Raw genomic sequence first — 26566 nt, forward strand, 5'->3', positions numbered from 1 at the left:
TAGGATTAACATTGCCTAAATAAATACCTAACAGGTTTTGGAAACCTGTTAGGATAAGCAAATACCAATATAATTTAGTCATCCATTTTATCAATCGCATCAATTAACCCTTCATAAACCAATCTTCTTTCATCGTGATAAAACTTAAAATTATCAATACCTCCAAATAATTCTAGAATAAAACCTCTATCAATACTCGTTTCTTTATTCGAAATAAAAGAACGATACGACGAATGCAAATACGTTTCAAATGATTTCGTGAATTTATGTTTTACAGAATTTAAATGAACATATATTATTAATTGCTTCAAATACTCTTCATTTTCAATTCTATTTCGTTGCAGATGTTCTTGAAATAAACTCCCTGTTCTATTATAAGCCGTGTTTATGCTTTTGGCATACGAATTAAAAAAATTAGAAAAAGGCAAATGAATTTTCTCTTTAAATTTTTCTGGCAACTCTTCTTTGTCTTTAATTCTTAAAACAATATGAAAATGATTCTTGAGCAAACAGTACCCATAAACATCTACAACTGACAAAAGATATTTCTTCATTTTCTCTAGAAAATAATTATAATTCTTCTCTTCAATGAAAATATTTTCTTTGTTATTGCCTCTATTGTATATGTGATAATATTGACCTGATTCGAAAATATCTTTTTCCATATTTTATTTTTTTTATTCTAACAGGTTTCTACTTTCCTAACAGGTTTCCAAAACCAGTTAGGTATGATTTTCATCTCTAAAAGAAAAATTAGTCAATTCGTCCTAATTAAATACCTAACAGGTTTTGGAAACCTGTTAGGATACGTGCTACTTCACCACCTGAACCCAAAACCCTTTGGTTCTCGCCAAAAACGTATTATCATACATCGCTTCGCATTGCAGTCCCGGCAAATAATAGGTTCCCAAATAAGAAGCATTCAGTAATATTCTAAAAGTTTTTGTTTCTCCTGATTTCAATCCAAAATAGAAATTGGTTCTGTCATCACGAATGTCAATATAATCGGCAGTATTATTGGTAGCATCGCCATAATCCGTGAATCGGGTATTTACAATTTCGAAACCAGAAGGCAGAATTTGAGATAAGGCTACATTTTCTACTCGCTCATTTTTCTGATTTCTAACCGTTACCTCAGCAATAAACTCTGTTCCCTGATTAATTGTAGACACATTGATAACGCCTCCTTTTCTATCTTTGAAAACAATAGAAGCTGAAACATTACTTTGAATTGCTTTCTCTTGACCAATAGGAAGAATTCCTGTATTCAGTACACGGACAAACAATCTGTTTTTTCTATTATTTTTTAGAGCCAAACTATTTGAACCCATTTTGACAATCAAACTTCTGTCGGCAATTGTTTTCATCGTTTTAACAGTTTGCTTTTTTCCGTCTTTACTAAATTGAACATCGATTCCTTTGACACCGTTGCTTATCGAAAATTTAGTCATTGCATACAAACAATAAGCTGTAGTTTGGGTGCTCATCCATTGGTCGCTTGACATATCTTTAGCTAGTTTTATTGCCATTGCAAATGCTTTTTGCTTTTGCCCAAGCAATAGCATAGTTTCCAAAGCCATTGCGCGATTTCTATCGGCAGAACCATAATAGTAATAATTGTAATTCGAATTATCATCAATTGTAGTTTTTAGCAACAAGTTCAAACCTGCTGATTTTTGTCCTGCCAATACATAAGCCGAAGCCAAACGCAATTTACTTTCGTTCGAAATTCCTTTGGTTTCACGCAATCTGTTCATTGAAGACAAATCAGGCGCTCCTGCCAATGCCAAAGTATATAAGCGATAAGCTTGTGCCAAATCATTCCCATATCTGGATTCAAATCTCCATTGTTTGGCTTCTTTTTGTTGGTAGGAGATCCATTTTGATTTGAAATTAATAGGTAAAAAGTATCCTTTTTTCTCTGCTTCTATCATAAAATGGCCGGCATACGAAGAACCCCAATCATCGGATTCTGTTCCACCTTGCCAATACGATAATCCTCCATTTGATAATTGAAAACCTCCTAATCGATTGATTCCTGCCGTGATGTTTTTTTGAGTTAATTGCTGACGAGTAGCGTCCAAATCCATAATATCGCTCAAATACAACTGCGGAAAAACAGACGAAGTCGTTTGCTCTACACAGCCGTGAGGATATTGAATAAGATACTGCAATCTTCCATTTAAATTAATAGTTGGCATCGAAGAAATCTCCAATTTTGCCTTATTACTTCCTGAAACACCAAATGTTTTCCAAGAAATAGTTTTAGCACTGTTGGGTTCCAAAATCACATCGGTAAACGTATTGGTAACTGGATTTGGATTGGTCATATCTATCTCTACATCATAAACCGATTTCTCTTTACCCGAAGTTGCTACAATCTGCACTTTTCCAATTCCGGTAACAGAACCAACGGATAAATTGAAATAAGCCATTTTCTCGTCAGGCTGTGCAAATGATACTTTTTGGGAAGCACTTCCGATAACTTTTAATCCATTATTGGTTTTAATTTGGACTGTAACGTTTTTGATATTTTTTTCCATTGCAAAAACAGTGACAGGAATCGTCACTTTCTCCGATGGCGAAATTTTTCTCGGCAATGAAGCCAAGACCATCAAAGGACTGCGGACAGGAGTTGCTTTTTCGACACTACCATAAGCACTTGTAGTGGCATCGCCAGCCACAATCATCGTTTTTACAGAGCCAATGTATTTTGGCAATTTTACCTGATGAGTTTTCGTCTCACCTTTTTCCAATTTAAAAGGTCCCATATAAATTACAACTGGTTTGAATCGGTTCGCTTTTTTGGCTTTTCCACCACCTAAGTCCTGGTCACCACCAATACTGAAAATCTGATTCACTTTTCCGCCATACGCTCCAATCACATCATCGTAAATATCCCAAGTTTTTACGCCCAAAGCTTCACGGACATAAAAACTGTCCCAAGCATTTGGCACTTTAAAACGAGTTAAATCCAATAATCCTTCATCTACGATTGCAATAGTATAAGTCATTGCTTTTCCGGATTGTTCGCTCACTTTTACAGCGAATGATTGCTCCGGACGCAACACATCTGACATCACTAGTTTGGGTGCAAGGATCGTGTTTTTGTCAACAACCTCAATCGGCACAATTCCATACATTCGGATTGGCAAATCGTTCTTGGTTGACGCGTGCGGTTGTAAAAGTGTAATATTGAAATACACGTTCGGCGCCATAGAAGCCGTAATCGGAATGGTTACTTTAGTTTCTCCTTTTTGTGTCTTTGCCCAAAGCGTTTGTACTACTTTTGAGCCATTTTCGATAGAAATAAAAGCCCGTCCTCCTTCACTAGACGGAAACGAAATCTGGGCATTTTCACCCACGGCATACTTTTCTTTATCGGTCGAAAAAACCAACATGTTTGCTGTTGAAGCATCTGTGTTTTTAGTTTTTCCAGACCACATTGGCCAATCGATATTTACCGTCAATGCTGTTGCATGTCCGCCAACGGCATCAGAAACCCGAATCATATAACGCCCCCATTCTTCATCTGTCAACGCAAACCGCACATTCCCTTTTCCATTCGCATCGGTATTTATTCTAAAGGTTTTATACGAAGTTGTGGCATTATCCGAATTATAATTAGACAAATTATCACTTGAAGCATCCCACCACCAGTGCCATTCTACTTTATAAACTTTTACTTCCAGATTTCTAACTGACTTTGGTCTGCCGTTTTCATCAACCGTAACAATATCAAATTGGTTCACTTTACGGGTTTCCAGCATTCCATACTTGTTAGGTTCTGGCGATTTGACCCCAACATAAGTGTTATACGGAGAATAGGTAGTTGCCATAACATCGGTACTGAAATCACCTCCTTCTTCATACACTTTAGTAATAAATGACGCTTTCAGCATCCCTGGTGCTTCTCCTTGTATTTTTGGATCTATTGTTGTGTTCGCCTTTCCATTAGCATCTAATTTTCCTGAGAAAACAGTAACTTCTTCGGTGCTGAATTTTCGAACCAAATCATCAAAAACATACTTTTCATACTTCTTGAAAGTCGTTGTTTGTTGCGAAAATTTTGCCTGCATTTCTACATTCAAATTTTTAGCCACAGCTCCGTGAAGCCAGGTTACTTCCAGATTACTCGTATTTGGATAGGATGAAGAAAGCACCGCTCTTTTGAAACTATTTTTAATTTTTAAACGATTCGGCTTGATGGTTTCGATTTTGATGCTTTTATAAAACTTAGCACCACCAACACTGACCATCGCTTCCCAATTTCCGGTTGGAGCATCCGCATCTGTAGGGACAATAAAAGAATAATGATTCCAGTCATTTGATTTTTGAACGGTTTGATAGGTAATTTTCCCATTAGGATCGGCTAATCTAAATTTTATCGGATGCCCCAATGGAATTTTATTCGAGGCATCATTCAAAATAAAGGACAAATACAAATTATCGCCAGGTCTCCAAACGCCACGTTCTCCATAAATAAATCCTTTAAGTCCTTTTTGCAAAGTTTCACCAGCCACATTAAAATTACTGACCGATAACGAATTTCCGTCATCAAGTCGTACATAAGTTGATTGCGTCCCGTAAGTCACAATGGCAAAATAGGCAAAAGTATCCAGCTGAAAACTAGCAATCCCTTCACTGCTTGTGGCTCCGGTAGCCAATTTTTGCTGTTGAAAACTATACAGATCTACTCTGGCATTCGAAATTGGTTCGGTTGTAATGATATTGTTTACGGTAAATAAATACGATTTGTTTTCACCTCTTTTGGCAATTACCCCAACATCCGACGCTAAGATATTTGTCCCAATCTTGGCATTGTAATAATATGAACTGGAGCAAGGATCCTCACTTTCCCTCCAATCATAATCACCTTCATAGTAATCATCGTAATTGTTTTCACTATAATTCACGTCCTTTTCATCTACTTCTTCTGCTTCCTCATTTTCACTGTCATCGGCTGTTGAAGATTCACATTTGTATAGAGAATAGGCTTTTTTATACGAAAACTCCACTCTGTAAATGGCACCGGGTTCCGGCGTTATAATTTTGGACAAATCCAAAGCAAAAGTGTTCCATTTACTTGGATTGACTAAGTTCCCTTCATTAAGATTAAGCGTTGATTTGGCAATGGGCTGTCCCACTCTTTTCAAATTTCGGGTGCCATTCAGCTCATTGTCCTGCAAAAATTGAAGAATGTTGTTTTTGTAAATTTTGAATACTTTTACATCAACGGCACTTAAGTTTACAGCTTCAAAATTGAGTTTTAGATTGCTTGAACTTGGCAAAATCGTTCCGTTTTTAATAAAACGAACATTAGGTTTTATTTCATCAAATGAGATTTTCTCGGAGTAATTCTGATTTAACTTTTTACCGTATTCACTTTCAATTCCTTGAAAAACTTCCAATAATAAATCCCCCGTGAGTTTTTGAGAAAAAACACCTGCTTCAGGCTCGACTACTTCAACAACTTCTTCTGGTTCTTCAACCGAAGCAGTATCAACAGCAACAGCCGTTGAGTCAGAAACAACAGCAATTGCAACTGGTTCTGGAGCTACTTCAACTGGTTTCTCAACAGCTTTGTCATTATTAAAATAAACTTTCAAGACATTTCCCTGTGTAGAAAACTTTAAATTACTCGTGTTTTGAATCGCTACCAAACCTTTAAAATCCTGCCCTTTTTCTAATGGTTCGGAAAAATTAATGCTTAACGACTGATTATTCCCTTCCTGCATTTCGATTTTAATGACTTTGAATTCATTCAAGGCAGTGATCGGAAAATCGACAGACCCTTTTTGGTCCATATCATAATCATTCCCATCATATGCAATCTCAAGATTACTCTTAGAATCCAATCGCTGAATACTGTCAATTCTAAATTTAAACTCTTTTCCAACTGCATTCGATTTCTCGAAAATAATTTTCAAATCATTTCCGTCATGTTCTGCTTCCACCAATTTCTTAGCGGTTTCAAAATCGATATTGTCTGCTGTTTTCAGCACACAATTCAGATATTGATATTCTTTGCTATAAGATTGAACATCAAGAGTGTTAACAATAAAATCCTGCTTGATGGTTTTTACCGTGAAATTGAATTTGGAAAGTTCCTTGTTTTTCTCGGCTACTTTTGGATTTAGTTTATCCAAATGCAAAGTCACCTGATATTCGGTATTCGATTCGAGCTTTTTTTCGGGAATAAAAGCGATGGTATTGTTCGAAAGCGCAACCACTTTTCCGTTGACACTCGGAGAAATATCGAACAAATCATCATCCAAAACCTGATTGACTTTCCAATTGTTGTTATCGAAAGCCAAAACCACACGAATGTCAGATTGCGCCGAGACTATTCCCCCCGTAAAACTGACTATATACTCTTTAAATAATGAAAAATCGGAATTAAAATCGGAGGCTGATTTTCTGCTACAGGCCTGAAACAAAATACACACAACAAACACGTAAATTAATCCTTTTGTTTTCACTTTTATCTAGAGTTAATGGGTTACAAGTTATAATTTTAGCAACATTTCACAGTTAAGTCCATAACTGCAAAAGCGCACATTATATTGTAGTAAAAGTATAGTATTTAATTAATTATTTTAAGAAGAAAATTCTTTGAGGGCAAATTATTTTTTAAAGGTGTTTTTTAGGAGCTTTTTCCAGCTATCCGTTTCAATCTTTTTATTTTTAAAGGAAAAATAAAAAGGATTTTCACTGCTATCTGGGCTAGGGCATTCGGGTCAATAAGTTATTTTCTTCTCTCCACAAAAAACCGTTTCATCAGTTCCGAAGCTTCATTAGCCATAACTCCGCGAACAACAACTGTTTTAGGATGCAGTTGCGTACCCATTTTCATATAACCGCGATGTTCATCGGTGGCGCCATACACAATTTTAGTAATCTGACTCCAGTACAAAGCACCGGCACACATCTGGCAAGGTTCCACTGTTACATAAAGCGTGCATTCTTTAAGGTATTTTCCTCCAAGGAAATTGGCAGCAGCGGTAATGGCCTGCATTTCGGCATGGGCAGTAACGTCATTCAGCAATTCAGTTAAATTGTGGCTTCGGGCAATGACGGTATTATTGACCACAATAACGGCTCCCACAGGAATTTCACCTTTATCAAAAGCCATTTCGGCTTCCTGCAAAGCTTTCTTCATGAAGTACTCGTCGGTGAAAATGTTTTCCATTTGGCAAAAGTACGATTTTGAAATAATTTTTGTCAGCTTAAAAACTTGGCTTTTCGCAATTATCTGCTGTTACAGTAAATTCAAATCGTAACTTCTGCTTCTACCCTCTCCTCTTGGAGTCAAAATGCTTTTTTCGGCCAAATCCTGCAAATCTCTTGTAGCAGTTGCCCTAGAAGTTTTTGTGAGGGAGACATACTTTAAAGCCGTCATTCCTCCTTCAAAACCAGAAATGCCATTTTCAAATATTTTAAAAACAGCCTTCCTTTGTCTTTCATTCATCATATTTTTAAACTTGTCGATGAATTTAGTTTTGTTTAGTGTGAAAAGCACTGTTTGTTTGGCATTTTTTTGAGATTCTAAAGTCAATTTAGAAAAATAGAATATCCAATCAGTAATTTCAAGTGTTCTTTGAGCTTGTTTTAAGGATTGGTAGTACCGTTTTTTATCCTGTTCAATAGTACTTGAAATACTCATTAAGACAGGACGGTTTAAGGAATCCGAAAGACATTTTTCGGCAATTGCCCTGCCAATTCTGCCATTTCCATCTTCAAAAGGATGAATGCTCTCAAAATACAAATGTGAAATGGAAGTCTTTATTAATGCGTTTTTAATGTCTGTTTCTTTTATTTCAAAATCATTATACCATTTAATAAATTCTTTCATCTCATGAGGAACTTGGACTGATGGCGGAGCTTCAAAATGAATAATTTCTTTACCAAAAGAACCAGAAACAATTTGCATAGACTCTTTTCCTACCCTATACTCGCCTGGACTAACATATCTGGAATATTCCATAAGAATCGCATGCCATTGCTTTATTATAAACTCAGAAAGTTTTTCAGAATAGGAATTTCGAACCGTCACCATTAACTTTCCAATTCCTTGCGCATTTTTATCTCTAATATGCCCAGAAGAATCTTCAATGCCTAAGTTTTTCTTAATAGAAGACATTACATCTTGTCGGCTAAAAAATTCTCCCTCTATTTCTGAAGTCTTGATGGCTTCCGAAATCATAAACTGCAAAATTGTTTCCTGTTGAATCTCAGTTGACAAAGAATCGACAAGACCTTTCATCTCTCCTGTTTCTAATGCAAAATCAATACATAATGAGTCCAATATTGAATCATCAAATATGAATTTTGGCCAGTTTGGTAGTTGCCAGTTGTATTTCATGAGGCATTTAGCATTATTAATCGCCTCAAATATAGCTATTTTTTGAGGCGATTAACAAAAATAATCGCCTCATTTTTTAGACAAAGCTAATTTTTGACAGAAATCCAAGTTCAAAACACAATTTGTCGAACACATTCAAAAACAGATTTCAATTTAAAACCGTAAATTTGCTTTTTATCAAATAAATGAAAAGCAGTTTGCTCGAACATATCCATTCACCAGTCGATTTGCGCTTGCTTGATGAAGCAGAACTTCCTCAATTGGCACAGGAATTACGTGATTTTATCATCAATATTGTTGCCACAAAGGAAGGTCACCTTGGCGCCAGTCTTGGCGTGGTAGAACTCACTATTGCATTGCATTATGTTTTCAACACTCCCGAAGATTTATTGGTTTGGGATGTGGGTCATCAAGCCTATGGACATAAAATTTTGACCGAAAGAAGAACTGTTTTTCATACCAACCGTCAATTGGGCGGTATTTCGGGTTTTCCAAAAAGAAGCGAAAGCATTTATGACGCTTTTGGCGTAGGCCACTCCTCCACTTCTATTTCGGCAGCGCTGGGAATGGCGATTGCCTCTAATTTAAAAGGCGATTTCGAAAAACAGCATATTGCCGTAATTGGCGATGCTTCGATAGCCTCAGGAATGGCATTTGAGGGATTAAACCACGCCGGAGTTACCAATGCTAATTTATTGGTCATCCTAAATGATAATGCGATCGGAATTGACCCAAGCGTGGGCGCACTCAAAAAATATCTCACTTCTGTAAAAGAGGGAAAAAACCCAAAGCAGAATAATATGATTCGATCACTAAATTTCGATTATTCTGGACCTATTGACGGAAATGATATTTTTGCTGTAATCAAAGAATTGAAACGTCTAAAAAAAATTAAAGGTCCAAAGTTTCTGCACCTTATTACGACTAAAGGCAAAGGCCTTCAACAAGCTGAAGAAGATCAGGTAAAATATCATGCTCCTGGTAAATTTGATGCAATAACGGGCGAAATTATCCCAAAACAAGAAGAAAATTTACCCCCAAAATACCAAGATGTTTTTGGTTTAACTGTTTTAGATTTAGCCAAAAAGAACGAAAAAATTGTTGGAATCACTCCAGCAATGCCTTCTGGAAGTTCGTTGAAATTCATGATGGATGCCTTTCCGAAACGTGCTTTTGACGTGGGCATTGCAGAACAGCACGCCGTGACTTTGTCCGCTGGAATGGCTACGCAGGGAATGATTGTGTATTGCAATATATATTCCACTTTTTTACAGCGTGCTTACGACCAAGTAATTCATGATGTGGCTTTACAAAATTTGCCCGTCATTTTTTGTCTGGATCGAGCCGGTTTGGTTGGAGAAGATGGAGCGACACATCACGGTGTTTTTGATTTAGCTTATTTACGCTGCATTCCAAACATGATTATTTACGCTCCTTTGAATGAAATTGATCTGCAAAATATTTTATATACTGCCCAATTGGGATTAAACCAACCTATTGCGATTCGCTATCCACGCGGACGAGGCGTGATTAAAGATTGGCAGACATCACATTTTGGCAAATACAAAACAATCGAAATCGGAAAAGCAAAACTGCTCAAAAACGGATTCAAAACTGCTGTTTTATCTACCGGAGCAATTGGTAATAATGTAACATTGGCTCTAGCCAAAATACAACATCCGGAAAATTTTGCCCATTATGATTTTCCGTTTGTAAAACCGCTGGATGAAAAGGAACTGCACACTATTTTTAAACAATTTGAAGCTATAATTACTATTGAAGATGGCGTAATCAAAGGAGGATTCGGAGGCGCAATTTTAGAATTTGCCGCAATCAATAATTATACTTCCAAAATACAGCTTTTGGGAATTCCTGACACATTTATTGAACAGGGTTCTGTTGATGAATTACAACAATATTGTAAAATTTCCGTTGATTGTTTAAAAATAATTTTCTCAAGTTGTTGAAATTAATTATTTTGCGCTCCAAAATACCTCAAATCTATTATGACTTCTTTAGCCAAATTTTTTATAGTCTTTTTTTTATTGTTTTCCGTTTATGGTTTCTCACAAATTAAGATAATCACAAGTAAAGCAGACACAATTACTGCAAAAAAAACGGACAAACAGCCTTCTAATATTATTATAACTGCTAAGCCAGATACAATTACCTACTGGAAACATAAAAACGTTCTAGGCGTTGACGTTTCAGAAATCGCCTTTGTAAATTGGAGTGCTGGGGGAACAAGTGCAATAACAGGACTCGTTAGAGGAGATCTTAAATATGATTATAAAGATGATTATCAGGTTTGGTCAAACGAACTCATTATTAGATACGGTTTAAACAAACAAGAAGGCATTGAACTTAGAAAAACGGATGATGCTTTCAAAATCAACTCCACTTATGGCTTCAGAACAAATTCAACATCAAATTGGTATCATTCAGCTAAATTAAACTTCAATACCCAATTTACTAACGGATATAAATATCCTAACACCGAAAATCCTATTTCGAAACCTTTTGCTCCAGCATACATCTTTTTGGGGGTTGGATCGGAGTACATTTATAAACCTGCAAATTTTAATTTATACTTATCTCCCTTAACCCTAAAAAGTACAATGGTGCTCGATCAAACGCTAGCTGACTCAGGTGCTTATGGTGTAAAAAAAGCAGTTTATGACGCCGATGGAAATTTAATTTCTGAAGGTGAAAGGTCAAAAACGGAACTTGGTATATTAATTACTTCCAATATTGAAAAAGAAATATTCACTAATATTGTATTAAAAAACCGCTTAATTTTATACACCGACTATTTACATAATTTTGGCAACATTGATGTTGACTGGCAATGTTTTTCTTATTTGAAAGTCAATCAATATGTAAAGGCAAATGTTGGCTTCAATTTAGTTTATGATGAAGATATAGATGTCATCAAAGAAGAAAACGGAGTCAAAATTAATGAAGGTGCCAAAGTACAACTAAAACAAGTTTTGGGAGTTGGGGTTGAATATGCTTTTTAAAACATAAAAGAGAGCCTTTTTTTGCCCCTCTTTTATTATATTTTACTAAAAAATCACCATTGCAGAAGAAGAACTAATAAGCATTAATTGTTCTGTAAAACAGTAATGCATTACCATCTGTCAGCATGGAAACAAAATGACAAATATGAAGCAGCCTTTCATATAAATTGTCCTTTGCTAACTGATGTTTTTCTGGCAGCATTTTCAATATCAGCCCATCATAATTAGACATTTCTCCATCGTGTTTATTATTGAAAGCGGTTATGAATTTATCGAGTAAGGTTTGTATTATCTGATAGCCTACAATTTCTTTTTCCACCACTTCACGGCTTTGATAAATGTTATTCACACTAATCTTGATGATATCATCCATCTGAGCCTTGTATTTGCTTTTATCTGTTAAGGCAAAAGGAAATTCTCCTCTCATAATATCCTCTTCATTTTCAACAAAAACTTTTACAGCGTCATTGATTAAACTGCCAATAGCTAAAGCGCGCAAATAACTAATTCTGTCTTCTTTGGTTTCTAATGTCTTGTACTTAGAAGCATCGATACTGTCTTTCACCAATTTTATTAAATATTCCAAAGCAAAATCTTCAGAAACTAATCCTAAATTAATTCCGTCTTCAAAGTCTATAATCGTGTAACAAATATCATCTGCAGCTTCTACAAGATAAGCAAGAGGATGTCTTTCGAAACCAATATCATCTCCTGTTTTATTGGCAATCATTCCCATTTCGGAAGCGACTTCCTGAAAAAATGCCTTGTCGGTTTGAAAAAAACCATACTTTTTGTCGGCAATATTTTTTGTTGGTTTTTTAGGCAAACTTTCTTTGGGATACTTCATAAAAGCACCAAGAGTCGCATAGGAAAGCCTAATTCCTCCATCAACCCCAGGACGCGAACTGTTTAAAACCGAAAATCCATTTGCATTTCCTTCAAAATCTATTAAATCCTGCCATTCTTTGGCAGACAATTGTTCCTTATATTTCAATCCTTTTCCAATAGAAAAATATTCGCCTATCGCTTTTTCGCCAGAATGCCCAAAAGGCGGATTCCCAATATCATGAGCTAAAGATGCTGCGGCCACAATAGCTCCAAAATCGTTCATTTGATAACCATGAACTTCTTTTAAATGCGGATATTTTTCGATGATTTTTTTTCCTACCAATCTGCCCAATGAGCGTCCAACTACTGAAACCTCTAAACTATGCGTTAAACGGGTGTGCACAAAATCAGTTTTTGAGAGCGGAATCACCTGTGTTTTGTCCTGCAGACTTCTAAAAGCGGAGGAAAATATGATTCGGTCATAATCAACTTCAAAACCTAAACGTGTATCATCCTGCTCGATTCGCAATCTTTTCCCTTTGTCTCCTTGCCTTTTTAGTGATAATAATTGTTCCCAGTTCATTGTGATTTCTAATTGTAGATTGCTTCGCCAGTTCGCTATCGCTCGTGTAACGAATTATGATTTTAGATTTAAAACAACCAAAAATACATTTTATTTTAAGATTTTCATCTAATTAAATTACTTAACAAGGCTTGCAGTGGTTCGCGTGAGGGATAGGAATAAGCTACCGAAGTAGCATGGATAGCCCGACCCCATCTCAATAAAAGGGCGTATAACTGCAAAGAGAGTTAGCCCTTTTATTGAGATGGGGTCACGCCCAAATGATCAATCAAATCGCCAAAGCCGTACTGTGCTTGATTTCGCCCATAACAAAAACGCTTTGAGTATTCCCGATATTCTCGATAGTGGAGAGTTTGTTCATCACAAAGTCCTGATAACTGGACATATCTTCGACCAAAATTTTTAGCATAAAATCATAATCACCCGCAATGTTATAGCATTCAATAATTTCTGGAAGTGCCACGATATCTTTGACAAAATTGCTTCCAACATTTTTTGCATGTTCTTTCAGCCGGACATTGCAAAAAACAGTCATTCCAAGATTCAATTTTTTCTTGTCCAATAAAGCTACATACTTCATTATGTAACCATCGCGTTCCAGTCTTTTTATGCGCTCATAAACAGGAGTTACCGTGAGGAATAATTTACTGGCCAGCTCTTTTATATTGATATTGGAGTCTTCCTGCAAATGTTTTAAGATTTGTAAATCGATACTGTCAATATTGTCCATAGTTTTTTTTACGGTTAAAGTTGAAACATACAGCATGCTTCAAAACTAATTACTGAAATAACTCACTGATTTAAATTATTTCACTGAAATAAACTGCTAATTTAAGTTTAATTTTCTAATACAATAACTTTGCTCAGTAATAAATACTGATAAAAATGAAAACAAATAATTTAGGTTATCCAAGAATTGGCAGCAACAGAGAATTGAAAAAAGCGAATGAATTGTACTGGGCTGGAAAAATTTCTCCCGAAAATTTATTGGCCGCAGGTTCAACAATCAGGAAAGAAAATTGGCAATTACAAGCCGAAAATGGCATTGATTTGATTCCGTCAAATGACTTTTCGCTTTATGATCAAGTACTGGATTTGACTCTTACGCTTGGCGCAATTCCAGAACGCTACCAAGAATTTGCTAGAACAAACAACTCACTTGACTTGTATTTTGCTATGGCTCGCGGCGCTCAAAAAGACGGACAAGATGTTGTGGCGATGGAAATGACGAAATGGTTTGACACCAACTACCACTACATTGTTCCAGAATTTACCAAAAACCAAAAATTTGAACTGTTTTCGACCAAAATTATAGCTGAATTTATTGAAGCTAAAAACCTTGGAATCATAACAAAACCTGTTTTAATCGGACCTGTTTCTTATTTATTGCTTGGAAAAGAAAAAGAAGATGGTTTTCATAGAATTGATCTTATCGAAAAATTATTGCCTGTATATTTTGAAATTCTAAACGCATTACAAAAGGAAGGAGCAGAATATATTCAGTTAGACGAGCCGTTTTTAGCCTTGAATTTGACAGACAAAGAACGTAATGCAATTACTCATGTTTACAATGAAATCAGCAAAAAATTCTCCTCATTAAAAATAATTTTAGCCAATTATTTTGATTGTTTTGGCGAAAATCTGGAGACCGTTTTAGCTTTGCCGGTTCATACTTTACACTTGGATTTAGTACGATGTTCTTCTCAATTAGATGATATTTTAGAATCAGGAAAACTGGACAACAGCGTAAATCTTTCTCTTGGTGTAGTGGACGGAAGAAACATCTGGAAAAATGATTTTAAAAAATCGTTAGCACTAATCGAAAAAGCAGTTACTGCTTTGGGAGAAAATCGAATTTTAGTTGCTCCTTCCTGTTCTTTAATTCACTCGCCCTGTGATTTAGATTTGGAAACTAATGATGCAACATTAACTCCTGAAATCAAACAATGGCTGGCTTTTGCAAAGCAAAAAATTCAAGAAGTTTCTTTATTAAAAAACTTAGCTTCCGAAAATATTTCTGTTGCTGACGCTACTCAATTAGAAGCTAATATTGTTGCAAACAATAACCGTAAAACTTCTAAATTAATTCATAACGAAAAAGTAAAAAATAGAGTCGCTTCTATTGTTGAATCGGATTCTAAAAGAAACAATACTTTTGCAACGCGAAGACAAAAACAAGCCGAAGCTTTGCAACTGCCTTTGTTTCCAACCACAACAATTGGATCATTCCCCCAGACTGCAGAAGTAAGAAGCTGGAGAGCCAAATTCAAAAAAGGCGAATTAACTCAAGCGGAATACGATGCTTTACTTAAAAAGGAAACCGAAGAAACTATCCGTTTTCAGGAAGAATCAGGAATTGATGTTTTAGTTCACGGGGAATTTGAGCGCAACGATATGGTGGAATATTTTGGTGAGCAATTGGACGGATTTACCTTTACCAAAAATGGCTGGGTACAAAGCTACGGAAGCCGCTGTGTAAAACCTCCAGTTATTTATGGAGATGTTTCCCGTCCAAATCCAATGACTGTAAAATGGGCTGAATTTGCACAGTCGCTTACTCCAAAATGGGTAAAAGGAATGCTGACCGGACCAGTAACTATCTTACAATGGTCGTTTGTCCGCAATGATCAGCCACGTTCTGAAACTTGTACGCAGATTGCTTTGGCTATTCGTGATGAAGTTGTTGACTTAGAAAAAGCAGGAATCAAAATCATTCAAATTGACGAGCCAGCGATTCGCGAAGGATTACCATTACGCAAAGAAGAATGGGCAAATTATCTTGAGTGGGCGATAAAAGCTTTTAGAATTTCGGCCAGCGATGTTGCTGATGATACCCAAATCCACACACACATGTGCTACAGCGAATTCAACGATATCATTCAAAATATTGCAGACATGGATGCTGATGTAATTACTATCGAATGTTCTCGTTCGCAAATGGAATTGCTAGATGCTTTTGCTGATTTTAAATACCCGAACGAAATTGGCCCTGGAGTATACGACATTCATTCGCCACGTGTTCCTTCCAACGAAGAAATGGTTCACTTGCTGAAAAAAGCAGCCTCGGTGATTCCAGCCGATCAATTGTGGGTAAATCCTGATTGCGGTTTGAAAACACGCCATTGGGATGAAACCAAAAAAGCCTTAATCGAAATGGTGAATGCTGCTAAGAAAATGCGTGTTGCTGCCTCTCATTTGGAAACAATTTAATATTTATTTCAAAACCATTAAGGGAGTTTTGCAGTAAGAGTTCATCATTTATTTACAAACATTCCTTGATAGTTATTTATAAAAAAGGCTTCGTGATGAAGCCTTTTTGTATTTACATTGAATTAATAATTATAACGTCGCTGCTCCCCCATCCAATAACAGCTCTCCTCCTATCATAAACTTAGAATCATCGGAAGCCAGATAAAGGAATCCTGCAGCCATCTCTTCTGAAGTTCCCAAACGTTTGGCTGGAATTCCTGAAGCATAATACGCTTTTGTTCCGTTGGCTTCTTCTTCGGAAGCACCGCCTCTTGCAAATATTGGGGTATCAATAGGGCCAGGAGAAAGCACATTGACACGAATATTTCTGTCCAATAATTCAGCAGATAACGTTCTTGCCAACGAACGAACTGCAGCTTTCGAAGCTGAGTAAGCAGCCGTTGTCGCAAATCCTTTGTGAGCTACTGTAGATGCCGTAATAACAATCGAAGCGCCATCATTTAAATGTGGTAATGCTTTTTGAATCGTGAAGAAAACACCTTTGAAATTAATATCACTGGTTTGGTCGAACATTTCTTCGGTATAATCGGCTAAAGGCGCTGCGATAAATACGCCTGCATTCACTACCAATACATCAATTTTTCCAAAAGTATCTTTTACAGTTCCATAAGTAGTATCAATATTGTTTATATCCGAAACATCGCTCACCAAGCCAATCGAGGCATTCCCAATCTCGAAGACCGCTTCATCAATGGTCTTTTTGTTACGGCCAGTTATCGCCACTTTTGCACCTTGTTCTGCAAATAATTTAGCTGTTGCCAATCCTATTCCGCTGTTACCTCCTGTAATTACGGCTACTTTGTTTTGTAATTTTTTCATGAATTTATTTATAGTTTGATTATTTCAAGTATTCAAATATCTAAGTATTTCGATGTTTTTGATTAAAAAAAAGCTAAAGCACTAAACTGTTGATATAGTCCGCATAAGCAGTACAAACTTCTTTATTGACTACAAACTTCAGGTTACGACCTTCTTTATCGGCTATTAATAAATCGGCGTCTATCAGTTGTTTTATATGATGTGACATTGTAGATTGAGCCAGATTAAACTCAGCCGAGACATCACAGCATTGCACACAGCTTTCGCTACCGCTGACAATCTTCATAATCTTCAGACGATAAGGATCGCCCAAAGCTTTTGAGATTTTTTCGACTTGTTTTATGCTTAAACTCATAATCATGGGGCAAAGATAAAAATATATTTTCAATATATCGAAATACTTCGATATAATTTCTAAATTTGCACGAACAATATTTCAATGACTAATTACAGCTTGAATTATTTTCTTCAAAAACATCCTCTATGAAAATTTTATATACGTATCTCAAAACCCACAAAACGCTTTTATACATAGCGTTGCTTTTGGCCACAATAAATCAGTGTTTTTCCTTATATGATTCCATTATTATTGGTAAACTGCTTAACGAATGCGGTGTTGGTGTTGCCAATTTTAATCACAATCAGCTCAGTTTTACCAAAGCAGTTTTAGGCTGGCTGGCTATCTCTTTAGGTGCTGCGATGGTTTCCAGAATTGCCAAAAACTTTCAGGATTATTTCACCAATATCATCATTCAGCGGACAGGTGCACAAATGTATACCGAAGGGATTCAAAAAGCACTGCAATTGCCTTTTCAGGATTTTGAAGACCAGCGAAGCGGCGAAACCTTAGGCAAACTTCAAAAAGTAAAAATTGACTGCGAAAAATTCATCACACTGGCTATATCATTAATTTTTCAATCGATAGTCGGCATCGTATTTGTCGTGGTTTATGCAATAAGTATTCATTGGCTGTTGGGGCCAATATTTTTGGCAACCGTTCCTGTAATCGCTTTTATCAGTTCATTTTTAGGCAAAAGAATCAAGAAAGTTTCCAGAGAGATTTTAGGAGAAACTACAGCTTTAGCAGGAGCCACAACCGAATCCCTAAGAAATATCGAACTTGTAAAAAGTTTAGGATTAACCGAGCAAGAAGTCAATAGACTGAATGCTACAACCATTAGAATCCTTGGATTAGAACTCAAAAAGGTACGATTCATCCGTTCGCTGAGTTTTATACAAGGCACAACGGTTCATTTTATGAGAACTACTTTGGTTTTTGCACTCTATATGTTCATTTTTAAAGACATTATCAAACCGGGAGATTTGATTACTTTAATGTTCTTTTCTTTCTTTTTGTTTAATCCGCTGCAAGAACTTGGAAACGTAATTGCAACCTATAACGAAACGAAAGCTTCGATGGATAATTTTGCTGATTTAATGAATTCCAAAAGTGAAGAAACGCCTGTAAATCCAAAAACTATTGGTGCCATCAATCATCTGCGTTTTGAGAATATTTCATTTAAGCACCAAACTGCCAGTTCCTATGCTGTAAAAAATATTTCTTTTGAAGCGAAAGCTGGCGAAACCATTGCTTTTGTGGGGCCATCGGGAAGCGGTAAAACGACTTTGGTAAAAATGCTAGTCGGATTGTATAATCCCGCAGAAGGCGCTATTTTTTATAATGAAAAAAATGCCAAAGACATTGACCTTACCGAATTAAGACAGCAACTAGGTTTTGTAACCCAAGATGCTCAATTGTTTTCAGGAACGATAAAAGACAATTTACTATTTGTAAAACCAAATGCTACCGACGAAGAAATCAACGATGTTTTAAAAAAATCGGCATGTCAAAATTTATTAAAACGTGCCGAAAATGGAATCAATACAACGATTGGTGAAGGCGGTATAAAAGTATCCGGTGGCGAAAAACAGCGTTTGTCTATTGCCAGAGCTCTGCTTAGAAATCCGCACTTGTTACTTTTTGACGAAGCAACCTCAGCATTGGACTCGATTACCGAAGAAGAAATCACCAAAACCATCCGCAGCATATCATCTAAACAAGACCAAATTACAGTATTGATTGCACATCGTTTATCGACCATTATGCACGCTGATAAAATATTCGTTTTGGAGCAAGGAGAAATCATCGAACAAGGCAAACACCAAGATTTATTGGACGAAAAAGGCTTATATTATGCAATGTGGAGACAACAGATTGGAGAGAGGAAGTAACGGATTTATTCTGAACAGTTTGAATAATTTACAACTGAAAAAACCTAGCAAATTCTGAATTTGCTAGGTTTTGTTTTTATAATCCCAATCTTTTAGACCAATTTTTAGGAGAACGCGAGGTATGAAAAACGCCAATAACAATAATTTCGCTCTTTTCAAATCTATAATGAATTCCATAAGGGAACCGTGAAATAAACCTAACTTTTATGTTTTTATATCTTTTTTGAAACGCATCTGGATTTCTCAAAATAGTATCAATTCCAGCTTCTAGACAAAGTTCAAAATCATAAGAAAGTCCTATTCTTTGTTCTTCATACCAAAGAACAATATCTTCAATATCAAATAACGCTTCTTTTACGAAATGAATTTTGTACACTATCGAATACTTTTTAAATGGTTTTTAACCTCATCCCAAGTATACAATTCCGTTTTCCCTTCTTCTAAATTCTTTATTCGAATATCTAATTCTCTTTTCACATCATCAGAAATTTCTAAATCATTTTTAGAAACACTGTCCCATAATTGCTCGGCAAGAACAATTTTTTCTGCATTACTGTATTTAGACAAATTTTTAATTTCCATAACTCCCTGTATTAGTATTGAATACTACAAATTTAAACAAAATTAATTAGGAATCGAGAACCCTCTAGCCCCGATTGAAGTGAAAATTCTTTTTATTTTTCCTTTAAAAATAAAAAGATTACTTCACTAAACTTTTATTTTTATAGGAGTTCAGTGAATACATTTGAAACGAAAAGCGGGATTAGCTCCAAAAAAAACAGCTATCATTACAATAGCTGTTCCTCTTTTTTCTGTTTTCTCGATTAAGACCCACACATTTCGCAATCTTCCGGGCCAGCATTTTTAGCTAATTCAATCATTGCTCTGTATTCTTCAGGAGTCATTTGAGCTTGCACCTCAACGGCTTCAAGAACTCTTGCTTGTGGTTTAGAATCAGGAATAGCTTCCTCTTTTTTATCGTTGTTCAACGTAAACTTAATAGCATCAACCGCTGCTTTGGTTCTCAAGTAGTACATTCCGGTTTTCAATCCAGACTGCCAAGCATAGAAGTGCATAGATGTCAATTTAGAATAATTGGCGTCCTGCATGAACAAGTTCAGCGATTGTGACTGATCTACAAAATATCCTCTTTGACGAGACATATCGATGATATCTTTCATTGACATTTCCCAAACAGTTTTATACAACTCCTTCAAATCTTGCGGAATTATATCAATGTTCTGCACCGATCCGTTGTGACGCATGATTTCTTGTTTCAAGTTATCATTCCACAATCCAAGTCTTACTAAATCGTGTAATAAATGTTTGTTCACTACGATAAATTCTCCAGATAGTACACGTCTTGTGTAAATATTTGAAGTATAAGGTTCAAATGCTTCGTTGTTACCCAAAATTTGAGAAGTCGAAGCCGTTGGCATTGGCGCAACCAATAATGAGTTACGAACTCCGTTTTTCACCACTTCTTTTCTAAGCGAAGCCCAGTCCCATCTTCCTGATAACTCTTCGTCTTTCATTCCCCACAAATTGTGCTGGAATTCACCGTTTGACATTGGAGAACCTTTGAAAGTAGAATATGGACCTTCTTCTATTGCCATTTCCATAGATGCGGTACAGGCAGCAAAGTAAAGGGTTTCGAATATTTCTTGGTTTAATGTTTTAGCTTCGTCACTTGTAAAAGGCAAACGTAACATGATGAAAGCATCAGCAAGACCTTGTACTCCAAGACCGATTGGTCTGTGACGCATATTGGAATTTTCGGCTTCTTTTACAGGATAGTAGTTTCTGTCGATTACTCTGTTCAAGTTACGAGTCACTCGTTTAGTTACATCAAATAATAATTGATGATTAAAAGCTCCATTCTCGATAAACATCGGTAAAGAAATAGAAGCCAAATTACAAACCGCCACCTCATCACTTGAAGTGAATTCCATAATCTCGGTACACAAATTCGATGAACGAATAGTTCCTAGATTTTTTTGGTTTGATTTTCTGTTGGCTGCATCTTTATACAACATATAAGGCGTTCCAGTCTCAATTTGTGACTCAAGGATTTTCTCCCATAATTCACGTGCTTTGATGGTTTTTCTACCTTTTCCTCTAAATTCATAATCGGTATATAAAGCTTCGAATTCTTCGCCATACACATCATACAAACCTGGACATTCGTTAGGACACATCAAAGTCCAAGTAGAATCTTCCTGAACACGTTTCATGAATAAATCAGAAGTCCACATCGCGAAGAATAAATCTCTGGCACGCATCTCTTCTTTACCTGTATTCTTTTTCAAATCCAGAAAGTCGAAAATATCGGCATGCCAAGTTTCGATATAAATTGCAAAACTCCCTTTTCTTTTTCCTCCACCTTGATCTACATAACGAGCTGTATCGTTAAAAACTCTCAACATTGGCACAATTCCGTTTGAAGTACCGTTTGTACCACGAATATAAGAACCCGTTGCACGAACATTATGGATAGAAAGTCCAACTCCGCCAGCTGATTGCGAGATTTTTGCTGTTTGTTTTAAAGTATCATAAATACCATCAATACTGTCATCCTGCATTGCCAAAAGGAAGCAAGAAGACATTTGAGGTTTTGGAGTACCTGCGTTAAATAAAGTTGGAGTTGCGTGGGTAAAGAATTTTTTAGACATTAAGTCATAAGTTTCCAATACCGATTTTAAATCGTCAAGGTGAATCCCAACAGAAACACGCATCAGCATGTGTTGCGGACGCTCCACTATTTTTCCGTTTATTTTTAATAAATACGAACGTTCAAGCGTTTTAAAACCAAAATAATCGTAGTTAAAATCTCTATTGTAAATGATATGCGAATCCAAAAATTCGGCATTTTCCATAATCACTTTATGAACCTCTTCAGCCAATAATGGCGACTCTTGATTAGTTCTTGGATTGATATAGTGATACATTTCATTCATCGTTTCCGAGAATGATTTTTTGGTGTTTGAATGTAAATTTGATATCGCAATACGAGCGGCCAATTGTGCATAATCTGGGTGAGCAATTGTCATAGAAGCAGCAGTTTCTGCAGCAAGATTATCCAGTTCGGATGTAGAAACCCCATCATACAAACCTTCAATAACACGCATAGCAACTTTAACTGGATCAACCAATTCGTTCAAGCCATAACATAACTTTTTAATTCTCTCTGTAATTTTATCAAACATTACAGGCTCTTTGTGGCCGTCTCTTTTTACAACGTACATACTCTCTAATTTATTTAGTGAATGAATTGTGACTTACGAACAGTAGGAATTCATAATTCATTTTTTTACTCTGCGTTAATCCATAACACACTTCGATATTTCGTTTCATCGCATAAAAATGAAATGAAACAAAACGCCGTTGTATGTCCCGAAAATAACGGGACTGAATTAACTTAGCTTTCAGATTTGGGGATCTTAAAAAACTATTTAATTATAATTGTTCTTTTATTATTTTTTTAAACTGCGTTAAATACTATAACGTATTTTACATCAAAATTGTATTTTAAAAATCAGCGTCGAAGCTTATTTTTTGGGAATCACCGCCTTCAGTAACTTTAACGCCTGATTTTTGATATTCAGCAACTTTTTTCTCGAAGAAATTAGTTTTCCCTTGTAGTGAAATCATATCCATAAAATCGAATGGATTAGAAACATTGTATTCTCTGTCACAACCCAACTCTACCAATAGCCTGTCGGCTACAAATTCCAGATATTGAGTCATTAAACCAGCATTCATCCCGATTAAGCTCACAGGAAGCGATTCGGTAATAAATTCTCTTTCTATATTCAAAGCATCAACGATAATACTTCTAATTCTTTCTTTTGGCACTTTATTTACCAAATGGTGGTTATGCAAATGAACTGCAAAATCACAGTGAACACCTTCGTCACGGGAAATCAGCTCATTTGAAAAGGTCAAACCTGGCATTAATCCCCGTTTTTTCAACCAATAAATAGAACAAAATGCTCCTGAAAAGAAAATCCCTTCTACTGCTGCAAAAGCAATCAGCCTTTCGGCAAAAGAATCCGATTCAATCCATTTTAATGCCCAGTCTGCTTTTTTTCTGATAGCAGGAAAAACATCCAAAGCATTGAATAAATCCGATTTTTCGGTTTCGTCTTTTACATAGGTGTCAATCAAAAGAGAATACGTTTCACTATGGATATTTTCCATCATGATCTGGAAACCATAGAAAAATTTAGCTTCAGCATATTGCACTTCATTCACAAAATTCTCAGCAAGATTTTCATTAACAATTCCGTCTGAGGCTGCAAAAAAAGCTAAAATGTGTTTTATAAAATAACGTTCATCATCATTTAACTTATTATTCCAATCATTTAAATCCTGTGACAAATCAATCTCTTCAGCAGTCCAAAAACTAGCTTCCATCATTTTGTATCTTTCCCAAATATCATGATGCTTAATTGGAAAAATTACGAAACGATTTTTATTTTCTTGTAAAATTGGTTCTATTTTAGACATTGGATTATGTTGTTTATTTTGATTTTTTTTTATGAAAATGAATACGAAAACCGAATTACAAAGATTGTGAAATAATGCGGTTATTAAAAGTCAAACTTATTCACAATAGCTCATAGTTTTTAACAAAAAATACAAATGGGAATACTTTTCATACAAATTATATTTATTTGATTTTCAATAATTTACACCTAATAAAACGATGCAAACTCCCATAAAATAACGAATTTAAAAGAAAAAAATAAGAATTTCAGAGTTGGTTTCTACAAACCTTTTTTTAAGTCTTCGGCAACTTTTTCAAGTTCCAAATACCAGTCGTTTCCAAAGCGGCGTACAAGGGCTTCTTTGACAAATTTATACACTGGAACTTCGAGTTCCTGTCCTAAAGAACAGGCTGCGTCACAAATATCCCATTTGTCATAATTAACAGCTGCAAACTCGGTGAAATCTTTAACTCGTATAGGATACAAATGACAGGAAACCGGTTTTTTCCAGTCAATTATTCCTTGATTGTAAGCTTGTTCTATTCCGCAAAGTGCAGTTTTCCCGTCAAAAATGACATAAGCACAATCTTTATTGTCAATCAGCGGTGTTTCCAGATCGCCATCTGTTCCATTTACCCAGGTACCCTGAGCTTCAATCGCCTCAATTCCCTGTTTTCTTAAAAATGGTTTCACCTTTGGATATATTTCCTCCAATATTTTTGTTTCTGCCAAACTTAATGGAGCACCCGCATCGCCATCGACACAGCAAGCCCCTTTGCAGGCTGACAAATTACAAACAAATTCTTTTTCGAGTATATCCTCCGAGACGATGGTTTTTCCTAGCTGAAACATTTTGCAAAGGTAACCAAAGATTCAGGAAATAAAAATCCACTTTTAAACTTACACATCAAATTAACACATTGCAACTATTTTACTTACATAAATCATTAGCCTTTTTTATTTTCAGCCTCAACAACCTATTAATTATCTGTTCATTAATATAAAAAACAAATTATTTGACTCCATTATCAATTAACACTAGAATTCCTGTAATGAAAAAATATACGTATTTTTGAAACCTTAATGCTCCCAAGCAATTATTCATTAAAATTAATATTTATGATGGATTTCAATATAAAAGAAATAATAACGGTAGGAATGGTTCTTTTTGCTGTAATTGATATCGTAGGATCCATTCCAATCATAGTAGGATTAAGAGCCAAACACGGCCATATTGAATCCGAGAAAGCAGCATTGGTTGCAGGACTCATTATGGTACTGTTTTTATTTATAGGAGAAGAATTTTTGAGTCTCATAGGTATTGACGTACATTCATTTGCAGTAGCAGGATCTTTTGTATTATTTTTTTTAGCATTAGAAATGATTTTGGGAATTCGAATTTATCGAGATGAAGAAGCAGGCTCCGCCTCTATCGTTCCATTAGCTTTCCCACTCATTGCAGGTGCTGGAACAATGACTACTTTACTTTCATTGCGGTCACAATTTCACACTCTAAATATTGTTATCGCCATAGTACTAAACATTATATTAGTTTATATTGTTTTAAAATCTTCTGGAAAAATCGAAAAAATGCTGGGTCAAAATGGACTTGGGGTAATTCGTAAGACATTTGGTGTAGTCCTTTTGGCAATAGCTGTTAAATTATTTGCCGCTAATGTTAAAGGTTTGTTTCTCTAAAAAAAAAAATTATAAATTTATCCCCTAAAATCTTTTCTGGTAAAGATTACTTGTATTTGAACGATTTAACGATAGTCTATGAATAAAACTTTACCGGTTAAAAAAAAATATAACTTATGAAAATTTTCACTAACATCTTAGTGTTTTTAGCCGTTTCGCTTCTTGTTTTCAATATTACCTTAATTGATTTTCAAAATCCGTTTAAAGGAGACAGTGTAATCGCGCTTGTTGGTGTAGTCGCTTCATTTTGTGCAGTATTAATTCTTCTGATTTTTAGAATGTCTAAAAAAATAGTTGAAAAAATGAACGATAACGCATAACTGTGTTTGATGTATTGATTATAGGCGGAGGTGTTTCAGGAATGTCATGCGCAATGGTATTGGGCTCAGCCAAAAAGAAAGCGTTTGTTGCTAATAAGAAAATTGGGATCTTTACCCACCAGAAGACTTCTGCTCTACAAGAAGCACTTTTCAACAATGCCTATGGAATTGCTCCAGGAAAATTAGGATCTGAATTATTAATCGAAAGTATAGAGCATTTATCCGAAACTTATCCTCATATCACTCAAATCCCCGAAGAAAAAGTATTAAAAATTAAAGGACACTATCCTGAATTTACTGTAATTACTAACAAAAATACGTACCAAACCCAAAATATTGTCATTGGTATAGGCTCTGCCAATACATTTGCTATTGAAGGCTTGATGCAATTTGTAGAACCACACAAAAAAACCTTACCCGAAAAACAAAGAATCCAACTTAAAAACACAGATCATAAAGTAGCTGACGGCATTTATGTGACAGGAACTCTTGCAGGGTGGAGAAGCCAGCTGGCTATTGCCGCAGGAAGCGGTGCCGCTGTTGCTACCGATTTGCTTACTTTATGGAACGGAGGCACACAAAGTCATTCTCACGACAGTATTCGATAAATTAATTTCATTTACTTAACCGAAACAATCTCTTTTACTTTGATATGATTTTCGGTTTCAGTTTTCCAGATTTCTCCTTTTACTGTAACTTCCTCACCTTCTTTGAGCTTTTTGTAATTTTGAGGACCGCCAAGATTCACTATACTAATTAACGCGAAATAAACCTCGTTTTTATCCGTGCCAATTCTAGCAGTATAGCCGTCTTTTCCAAACTCAACAGACACAACTTTTCCTGAAATTGTATTTTTATCTTTCATACAGGCACAAGAAACGGTAAAAACCAAAAGCATTAAAACTGCCGAAAATCGAAGCGTATTTTTCATTTTTATTTTG

At 35.7% G+C, this 26566-nt stretch carries 21 protein-coding genes; 7 read left to right on the forward strand and 14 right to left on the reverse strand.

Annotated elements, in window-relative coordinates; translation table 11 throughout:
• Positions 1-74: 74 nt before the first annotated feature.
• The 4 genes from CLU83_RS14275 to CLU83_RS14290 all read right to left on the reverse strand — a co-directional run bounded on the left by CLU83_RS14275 (position 75) and on the right by CLU83_RS14290 (position 8365).
• Positions 75-665, reverse strand: a complete 591-nt coding sequence (locus tag CLU83_RS14275) for a transposase (RefSeq protein WP_100432230.1) — start codon at positions 663-665, stop codon at positions 75-77.
• Between the two features lie 147 nt (positions 666-812).
• Positions 813-6482, reverse strand: a complete 5670-nt coding sequence (locus CLU83_RS14280; protein WP_100432231.1) for an alpha-2-macroglobulin — start codon at positions 6480-6482, stop codon at positions 813-815.
• Between the two features lie 266 nt (positions 6483-6748).
• Positions 6749-7192 carry a nucleoside deaminase gene (locus CLU83_RS14285; protein WP_100432232.1) on the reverse strand — a complete coding sequence of 148 codons (444 nt, stop codon included), beginning with the start codon at positions 7190-7192 and terminating at the stop codon, positions 6749-6751.
• A gap of 69 nt (positions 7193-7261) precedes the next feature.
• Entirely contained in the window at positions 7262-8365 is a 1104-nt protein-coding gene (locus CLU83_RS14290; RefSeq protein WP_100432233.1) for a Fic family protein, read from the reverse strand.
• 185 nt (positions 8366-8550) lie between these two features.
• On the opposite strand from CLU83_RS14290, the gene CLU83_RS14295 reads away from it, so the two are divergent.
• Together CLU83_RS14295 and CLU83_RS14300 are read left to right on the forward strand one after the other, a co-directional pair.
• A complete protein-coding gene (locus CLU83_RS14295; RefSeq protein ID WP_100432234.1) occupies positions 8551-10332 on the forward strand; it encodes a 1-deoxy-D-xylulose-5-phosphate synthase in 1782 nt (593 codons plus the stop codon).
• Positions 10333-10371: 39 nt separating this feature from the next.
• Positions 10372-11385 (forward strand): DUF3078 domain-containing protein, encoded by a 1014-nt coding sequence (locus CLU83_RS14300; protein ID WP_100432235.1) that lies wholly within the window; start codon positions 10372-10374, stop codon positions 11383-11385.
• A 73-nt stretch (positions 11386-11458) separates the two neighbouring features.
• Here the strand turns inward: CLU83_RS14300 and CLU83_RS14305 are convergent, their stop codons facing one another.
• Positions 11459-12796, reverse strand: a complete 1338-nt coding sequence (locus CLU83_RS14305) for a deoxyguanosinetriphosphate triphosphohydrolase (protein WP_100432236.1) — start codon at positions 12794-12796, stop codon at positions 11459-11461.
• A gap of 268 nt (positions 12797-13064) precedes the next feature.
• Positions 13065-13526 carry an Lrp/AsnC family transcriptional regulator gene (locus CLU83_RS14310; RefSeq protein WP_100433747.1) on the reverse strand — a complete coding sequence of 154 codons (462 nt, stop codon included), beginning with the start codon at positions 13524-13526 and terminating at the stop codon, positions 13065-13067.
• 155 nt (positions 13527-13681) lie between these two features.
• Between CLU83_RS14310 and metE the strand changes: the two genes are divergently transcribed.
• Complete coding sequence (gene metE, locus CLU83_RS14315) at positions 13682-16006, forward strand: 5-methyltetrahydropteroyltriglutamate--homocysteine S-methyltransferase (protein WP_100432237.1); 2325 nt, start codon at positions 13682-13684, stop codon at positions 16004-16006.
• A gap of 129 nt (positions 16007-16135) precedes the next feature.
• Here the strand turns inward: metE and CLU83_RS14320 are convergent, their stop codons facing one another.
• Both CLU83_RS14320 and CLU83_RS14325 read right to left on the reverse strand, forming a co-directional pair.
• A complete protein-coding gene (locus tag CLU83_RS14320) occupies positions 16136-16885 on the reverse strand; it encodes an SDR family oxidoreductase (RefSeq protein WP_100432238.1) in 750 nt (249 codons plus the stop codon).
• A gap of 73 nt (positions 16886-16958) precedes the next feature.
• Positions 16959-17246, reverse strand: a complete 288-nt coding sequence (locus tag CLU83_RS14325; protein ID WP_100432239.1) for a metalloregulator ArsR/SmtB family transcription factor — start codon at positions 17244-17246, stop codon at positions 16959-16961.
• Positions 17247-17368: 122 nt separating this feature from the next.
• On the opposite strand from CLU83_RS14325, the gene CLU83_RS14330 reads away from it, so the two are divergent.
• Positions 17369-19117 carry an ABC transporter ATP-binding protein gene (locus tag CLU83_RS14330; protein ID WP_100432240.1) on the forward strand — a complete coding sequence of 583 codons (1749 nt, stop codon included), beginning with the start codon at positions 17369-17371 and terminating at the stop codon, positions 19115-19117.
• Between the two features lie 76 nt (positions 19118-19193).
• On the opposite strand, the gene CLU83_RS14335 is transcribed toward CLU83_RS14330, so the two are convergent.
• The 5 genes from CLU83_RS14335 to CLU83_RS14355 all read right to left on the reverse strand — a co-directional run bounded on the left by CLU83_RS14335 (position 19194) and on the right by CLU83_RS14355 (position 24459).
• On the reverse strand, positions 19194-19493 hold the full coding sequence (locus tag CLU83_RS14335; RefSeq protein ID WP_157802099.1) for a type II toxin-antitoxin system RelE/ParE family toxin: 300 nt from the start codon (positions 19491-19493) through the stop codon (positions 19194-19196).
• Positions 19493-19699, reverse strand: a complete 207-nt coding sequence (locus tag CLU83_RS14340; protein WP_100432242.1) for an addiction module protein — start codon at positions 19697-19699, stop codon at positions 19493-19495. Before CLU83_RS14340 ends, CLU83_RS14335 begins: the two co-directional genes overlap by 1 nt.
• A 242-nt stretch (positions 19700-19941) precedes the next feature.
• A complete protein-coding gene (locus CLU83_RS14345) occupies positions 19942-22362 on the reverse strand; it encodes a ribonucleoside-diphosphate reductase subunit alpha (RefSeq protein WP_100432243.1) in 2421 nt (806 codons plus the stop codon).
• Positions 22363-22645: 283 nt separating this feature from the next.
• Positions 22646-23626: a ribonucleotide-diphosphate reductase subunit beta gene (locus CLU83_RS14350; RefSeq protein WP_100432244.1), complete on the reverse strand. Its 981-nt coding sequence runs from the start codon at positions 23624-23626 to the stop codon at positions 22646-22648.
• A 260-nt stretch (positions 23627-23886) separates the two neighbouring features.
• Positions 23887-24459, reverse strand: a complete 573-nt coding sequence (locus tag CLU83_RS14355) for a DUF3109 family protein (protein ID WP_100432245.1) — start codon at positions 24457-24459, stop codon at positions 23887-23889.
• A 267-nt stretch (positions 24460-24726) separates the two neighbouring features.
• Between CLU83_RS14355 and CLU83_RS14360 the strand changes: the two genes are divergently transcribed.
• The 3 genes from CLU83_RS14360 (at position 24727) to CLU83_RS14370 (ending at position 26233) form a co-directional block, all read left to right on the forward strand.
• The gene (locus tag CLU83_RS14360) at positions 24727-25305 is read left to right on the forward strand and encodes a MarC family protein (protein WP_100433748.1); all 579 of its coding nucleotides are present in this window, start codon (positions 24727-24729) and stop codon (positions 25303-25305) included.
• A 116-nt stretch (positions 25306-25421) separates the two neighbouring features.
• Complete coding sequence (locus tag CLU83_RS14365; RefSeq protein WP_100432246.1) at positions 25422-25625, forward strand: hypothetical protein; 204 nt, start codon at positions 25422-25424, stop codon at positions 25623-25625.
• Positions 25626-25627: 2 nt separating this feature from the next.
• Complete coding sequence (locus CLU83_RS14370; protein WP_100432247.1) at positions 25628-26233, forward strand: FAD-dependent oxidoreductase; 606 nt, start codon at positions 25628-25630, stop codon at positions 26231-26233.
• 11 nt (positions 26234-26244) lie between these two features.
• Here CLU83_RS14370 and CLU83_RS14375 read toward each other — a convergent pair whose 3' ends face one another.
• Complete coding sequence (locus CLU83_RS14375) at positions 26245-26556, reverse strand: hypothetical protein (RefSeq protein WP_100432248.1); 312 nt, start codon at positions 26554-26556, stop codon at positions 26245-26247.
• Positions 26557-26566 lie beyond the last annotated feature (10 nt).

The organism is Flavobacterium sp. 1, assembly GCF_002797935.1.
In the GTDB taxonomy this organism is placed as follows: domain Bacteria; phylum Bacteroidota; class Bacteroidia; order Flavobacteriales; family Flavobacteriaceae; genus Flavobacterium.

Excerpts from the sequence above, each read along its gene's own strand:
- CLU83_RS14290 (WP_100432233.1), bottom strand. The coding sequence starts at position 8,365 with ATGAAATACAACTGGCAACTACCAAACTGGCCAAAATTCATATTTGAT.
- CLU83_RS14320 (WP_100432238.1), bottom strand. The coding sequence starts at position 16,885 with ATGAAAAAATTACAAAACAAAGTAGCCGTAATTACAGGAGGTAACAGC.
- CLU83_RS14285 (WP_100432232.1), bottom strand. The coding sequence starts at position 7,192 with ATGGAAAACATTTTCACCGACGAGTACTTCATGAAGAAAGCTTTGCAG.
- CLU83_RS14305 (WP_100432236.1), bottom strand. The coding sequence starts at position 12,796 with ATGAACTGGGAACAATTATTATCACTAAAAAGGCAAGGAGACAAAGGG.
- CLU83_RS14350 (WP_100432244.1), bottom strand. The coding sequence starts at position 23,626 with ATGTCTAAAATAGAACCAATTTTACAAGAAAATAAAAATCGTTTCGTA.
- metE (WP_100432237.1), top strand. The coding sequence starts at position 13,682 with ATGAAAACAAATAATTTAGGTTATCCAAGAATTGGCAGCAACAGAGAA.
- CLU83_RS14375 (WP_100432248.1), bottom strand. The coding sequence starts at position 26,556 with ATGAAAAATACGCTTCGATTTTCGGCAGTTTTAATGCTTTTGGTTTTT.
- CLU83_RS14325 (WP_100432239.1), bottom strand. The coding sequence starts at position 17,246 with ATGATTATGAGTTTAAGCATAAAACAAGTCGAAAAAATCTCAAAAGCT.
- CLU83_RS14340 (WP_100432242.1), bottom strand. The coding sequence starts at position 19,699 with ATGGAAATTAAAAATTTGTCTAAATACAGTAATGCAGAAAAAATTGTT.
- CLU83_RS14310 (WP_100433747.1), bottom strand. The coding sequence starts at position 13,526 with ATGGACAATATTGACAGTATCGATTTACAAATCTTAAAACATTTGCAG.
- CLU83_RS14295 (WP_100432234.1), top strand. The coding sequence starts at position 8,551 with ATGAAAAGCAGTTTGCTCGAACATATCCATTCACCAGTCGATTTGCGC.
- CLU83_RS14365 (WP_100432246.1), top strand. The coding sequence starts at position 25,422 with ATGAAAATTTTCACTAACATCTTAGTGTTTTTAGCCGTTTCGCTTCTT.
- CLU83_RS14300 (WP_100432235.1), top strand. The coding sequence starts at position 10,372 with ATGACTTCTTTAGCCAAATTTTTTATAGTCTTTTTTTTATTGTTTTCC.
- CLU83_RS14330 (WP_100432240.1), top strand. The coding sequence starts at position 17,369 with ATGAAAATTTTATATACGTATCTCAAAACCCACAAAACGCTTTTATAC.
- CLU83_RS14355 (WP_100432245.1), bottom strand. The coding sequence starts at position 24,459 with ATGTTTCAGCTAGGAAAAACCATCGTCTCGGAGGATATACTCGAAAAA.
- CLU83_RS14345 (WP_100432243.1), bottom strand. The coding sequence starts at position 22,362 with ATGTACGTTGTAAAAAGAGACGGCCACAAAGAGCCTGTAATGTTTGAT.
- CLU83_RS14275 (WP_100432230.1), bottom strand. The coding sequence starts at position 665 with ATGGAAAAAGATATTTTCGAATCAGGTCAATATTATCACATATACAAT.
- CLU83_RS14360 (WP_100433748.1), top strand. The coding sequence starts at position 24,727 with ATGATGGATTTCAATATAAAAGAAATAATAACGGTAGGAATGGTTCTT.